This window comes from uncultured Murdochiella sp. (assembly GCF_902488755.1).
Lineage (GTDB): Bacteria > Bacillota > Clostridia > Tissierellales > Peptoniphilaceae > Murdochiella.
This window is the reverse complement of sequence record NZ_CABTXF010000065.1, coordinates 1-4,875: the sequence shown is the minus strand read 5'-3', so window position 1 is coordinate 4,875 and position 4,875 is coordinate 1. Positions and strand designations below refer to the sequence as shown.

The following is a 4,875-nucleotide window of genomic DNA, read 5'->3' as shown; positions in this document are numbered from 1 at the left end:
TTTTGTTTGCTGATTTTTTCTCCATTGACGGTGGCAAAAGTCTGTTGGGAAGCTCCGCAGCCAGCCAACAGCAACACGCCGGCTAATGCCAAACCCACCACTTTTTTACGCATTTTCATTCTTTCTTTCCTCCCTGTTCTTTAGCTGCGTCATGAGAGACAGCAATCGTCTCGTATCTTTCAGTTTACTCGGCGTTGCCGCAATCTTGAAACGCGGCTCTTTTTGAAAGTCAAAGGTCAAAGGGCCGCTGTAGCCTTCAGAAATTGCCTTTAACTGTTCAACCGAAAATTGTTCAAAGCGTTCATAACGCAATTCGACCGCTTCCTCTGTCTCCTTAATGCGCGAAAAGCCCAAGTCACTCGCCCATCGTTTGATTAGTGCAATATTGAGCAGATTTTCAACGCTTGTCGGAGGATCTCCGAAGCGATCAATGAGTTCCTCTACAATTTTACCGTAATCTTCTTCATTTTCAATCGCAGCAATTTGACGATACATCATGATTTTGTCGGAACTTTGTGGGATATAGCCCTCCGGAATGTATGCGCTCACCTTGACATCCACGTTAATATCGTTCAAATGGACTTTTTTAGTTTCTCCTTTTACACGCGAAACTGCCTCCTCCAACATGCGCACATAAAGCTCATAACCTATGGACTCAATATGTCCCGATTGGCTCTCTCCGAGAAGATTGCCCGCCCCTCGAAGTTCCAAATCACGCATAGCAATCTTATAACCGGAACCAAATTCACTGAAATCGCGGATAGCCTTTAACCGCTTTTCGGAAATCTCCGAAAGCATGTGGTCACACTCATAAGTAAAGTAGGCGTAACTCTGCCTGTCGGAACGACCTATACGTCCTTTCAGTTGGTAAAGCTGCGATAACCCCATACGATCCGCACGTTCCACGATGAGCGTATTGACATTGGCTATATCCATGCCGGTCTCTATGATGGTCGTGGAAAGCAAAATATCCGCTTCGCCTGCGATAAAGCCTTCCATCACATTCTCTAACTCGCGAATACTCATTTGTCCATGGGCTACTGCTATTCGCGCCTCCGGAACAAGCGCCTGGAGACGTTCATACGCAAAGTGGATGTCGTGTACGCGATTGTGTACAAAATACACTTGACCATGACGATCCATTTCACGTCGAATTGCATCACGAATCACCAGCGGATCCGCCTCCAGCACATAGGATATTGTGGGATACCGCTCCTCCGGCGGTTCCTCCAATAAACTCATATCGCGAATGCCGGTAAGCGATAATTGCAGTGTACGCGGAATGGGCGTAGCGGAGAGCGTAAGAACATCCACATTCTCCTTGATTTTCTTCATCTTTTCTTTGTCTTTTACGCCGAAGCGCTGCTCTTCATCGACAATGAGCAAACCCAGATCCTTGAATCGAACATCTTTGGAAAGAAGACGATGTGTCCCCACAACAATGTCTACGCTTCCTTCGCGAAGCTGTTTTACCACTTCCTTTTGTTTTTCCGCACTCTTAAAGCGGGACAGAAATTCAATGCGCAGCGGAAAGGACAAAAATCGATCCATCATCGTTTGATAGTGTTGCTGCACCAAAATGGTCGTAGGCGCTAAAAATGCCACCTGTTTTCCATCCATAACCGCCTTAAAAGCAGCGCGTAAAGCCACTTCGGTTTTTCCATATCCGACATCTCCGCAGAGCAGACGATCCATAGGTTTGTCCCGTTCCATATCCTGCTTAATTTCTTCGGACGCCCTAAGCTGGGAAGGGGTTTCTTCGTAGGAGAACGACTCTTCAAATTCCTGCTGCCACGGAGAATCCGGTGCAAAAGGATGACCTTTCACCTTGGTTCGCTTTGCATAGAGCGCCAATAAATCTTCCGCTATAGCATCGACCGCTTTTTTCGCTCTCTCTTTGGAACGTTTCCATTCGCACCCTCCCAAAGAGGAAATGCGTGGCTTCGGACCGCCGCTACCGATGTATTTTGTAACCAGATCCATTTCATCGGTAGGGACATAAAGCGCATCTGCGCCCTTATAACTAATCTTGATGAAGTCTTTTACTAATCCGTCATACGAAATCGTTTCTGTTCCTAAAAACTCACCAATACCGTACAGTTCATGCACCACATAATCACCAACCGCAAGATCCTGATAATTGAGAAGATCGCTCTTGCGCTTAGGACGATGCACCGCTTTTCGCTTTTTTTCGTGTCCGAAGATTTCTGTGCGTGAAAAAAGCAGTACATTGCTATCGACCAATTGAAAGCCGTGTAAAAGTGGTAAACGAGATAAAAGAATTTGTTTCTCTTCCGGCATTCGCGCTTCGCTGTTCCCCTCTTCGCGCAAGAATTGGACATCGGAAGCGGTTAACCGTTCAGCGAGCGATGACTCCGCTGTCCCAAAAGCCAAAAGAACCTTTTTCTTTTGCGTCTGTGCCCAATGCAAATAGTCCACAAAATCCGACCAGCGATGATGAAAATTCTCCACTTCTCTCGTGCGTATCTGCAACAAAGCATCCGGCGTAAAGGAACGGGTTTGTTTCAGAATCTGCGTGAGATTGATCATGGCATATGCGGAAAGACTTTCGAGCACGTCCTGCGAAGAGATCAAGTGCTGAAGATGCGTGTGCAATAGTTCCGACTGCTCCGCTAAAGTAGTGACCGTTTCTTGCACAAGCCCATCCCGACGTTTTTCGGTCTCCATGACGCGTGAAAGATCATCAAAAACCACAACGGCATTATCCGGAAGATAATCCATCAATCCCGCCATGGCATCATCCTGCAGATACGCTTCGGCAAGATCCGGATTTTCGACATGATTATCGACTTCCAACGTATCAAGAAGACGATAAAACTTATCCAAATGCACATGGCGATGCTCTTTTTTTGCCCATTTTTCCGCTTCGACAATATCCTTTTTAAGACTTTCTATTACGTCCAGACAGTCCGCATCGGTAAACAGAAGATTCTCGGCTGGTGTAAGAAGAACGTGACCAACCGTCTCCTCGCTGCGCTGCGTTTCCACCGAGAAGGTGTGAATGCGATCAATGGTCGTATCAAAAAATTCAATGCGATACGGCTGCTTCGCCGAAGGAGGAAAAACATCAAGAATATCGCCTCGTAGCGAAAACTCCCCGGCGTGCTCTACGGAGGTGGTTCTGACGTAGCGCATGGCGATGAGCTTTTTTACTACTTCATTAGGTTCCGCTTCTTCATCTGCAACAAGAGAAACAACACTTTCCGCATAGCGTCTTGGCGGAACAACCCGTCTTTTCAGAGCAGTTAACGTAGTGGAAACAATCAGGTTTCCTCCGCGATACAGCCGCTGCAAAACCGCTAAACGCTGACGGGAAACCGGAGAAACGACGGTATCAGTCTTAAAAAACTGCCACTCTTCTTCGGGATACATCACGACATCTTCCACTCCGATGGCAGCCAAATCATCGGAAAAGGTGCGTGCCTTTACAGCGGAATCAAACACGACAAAAACAGGACAACCTTGTTTTGCCGCTAAGGCAGCAACAAAGGGTCCTGTACTTTCCCCCACCAGCCCATGAAGGTGGATGCGCCGCTTTCCCGCATGCAAAGTCTGCAAAAGGCGGGAAAAGCGAGGCTCCGAAAAAAAGAGTTCTTCTATCCTAATCATTAATCTCCGCAGCGCTTGGCGCTTTTACGAAACGCATCCTGCTTTTCGCGTTCCCTGTCTATTTCCGCTTCCCGTATTTTTTCCTCCTCGCTTCGTTGTTGAATCGAGGGAGCAAGCCATCCGTTCCACGTATTCATCGCTTTTGAAACATCGCCGTCTAAAATAGCAAGAACCGCTTCTGCCGCCGCTTCGGTTTCCTCTTCCATCGTTGTTTGCTCCTCGTCCGCAAAACGAGCAAGGACAAAATCCGCAAGATCCCAAGATGCCGGACGATGCCCCGTTGCTACTTTAATGCGCAAAAACTCGTCGCTACCTACTTCTTTAACGATGGAACGCAGACCGTTATGGGTACCGGCCGATCCCTTTTCTCGAATACGAACCGTGCCGAGGTGAATATCGATATCGTCCACCAGAACCAACACATCCTGCGCTTCGACATGATAAAAGTCCATCACTTGTTTTACCGCTTTACCGGAAAGGTTCATAAATGTCTGCGGTTTGACAAGAATCACTTTATCGCCGGAATAGCGACCTTCACCAATCAGCGCGTTCCATTTTTCACGCGCAATCGCAATGCCTAATTTTTGCGCTACACGATCCAGAACGGCAAAACCGATATTATGACGGGTTCCTTCATACCGTGCGCCGGGATTACCGAGCCCGACTATGATTTTCGTATTCATCGGCTAAACAACCCACTTACCGACTTGAACGAGTATACGCGACGAATCGCTTCCGCAAGCAGAGGCGCAATCGAAACAATTTCCATTTTCTCATTCATTTTTTCTTCGTCGAGTTTGACCGTATCCGTCACGACACATTTCTTGACCGAAGAACGCATAATCTTTTCCGAGGCGTTACCGGATAGTAAAGCATGAGAAGCGGTAATATACACGTCTTTTGCCCCGCGTTGCGTCAGAAAATCCGCCGCGTTCGTAATCGTTCCGGCGGTATCGATAATATCGTCAATAATAATGCAATTCTTTCCTTCCACATTGCCAATGATATCCACGACTTCAGAAACATTGGCTTCGGGACGATGCTTCTCAATAATCGCAATGGGTAAGCCAAGCAGGTGGGAGAAGGCACGTGCGCGCGTCACGCCACCCAAATCTGGTGAAACGACCATCCAATCTTCGGGTGCGTCTTGCACCAAGGGACGGAAATAATCCGCTAAGAGTCGTCCGCCCTGGAAATGGTCCACCGGAATGTCAAAATACCCCTGAATCTGCCCCGCATGAAGGT

Annotated in this window: 3 protein-coding genes; all 3 read right to left on the bottom strand. The window is 47.7% G+C overall.

Annotation, left to right across the window (positions count from 1 at the left end):
• Positions 1-105 precede the first annotated feature (105 nt).
• On the bottom strand, positions 106-3,630 hold the full coding sequence (gene mfd / locus RDL68_RS06005) for a transcription-repair coupling factor (protein ID WP_308540773.1): 3,525 nt from the start codon (positions 3,628-3,630) through the stop codon (positions 106-108).
• Positions 3,630-4,313, bottom strand: a complete 684-nt coding sequence (pth, locus tag RDL68_RS06000; RefSeq protein ID WP_308540772.1) for an aminoacyl-tRNA hydrolase — start codon at positions 4,311-4,313, stop codon at positions 3,630-3,632. Before pth ends, mfd begins: the two co-directional genes overlap by 1 nt.
• A partial coding sequence (locus RDL68_RS05995) for a ribose-phosphate diphosphokinase (RefSeq protein ID WP_308540771.1) occupies positions 4,310-4,875 on the bottom strand: 566 nt, incomplete at its 5' end. The genes RDL68_RS05995 and pth, both read right to left, overlap by 4 nt.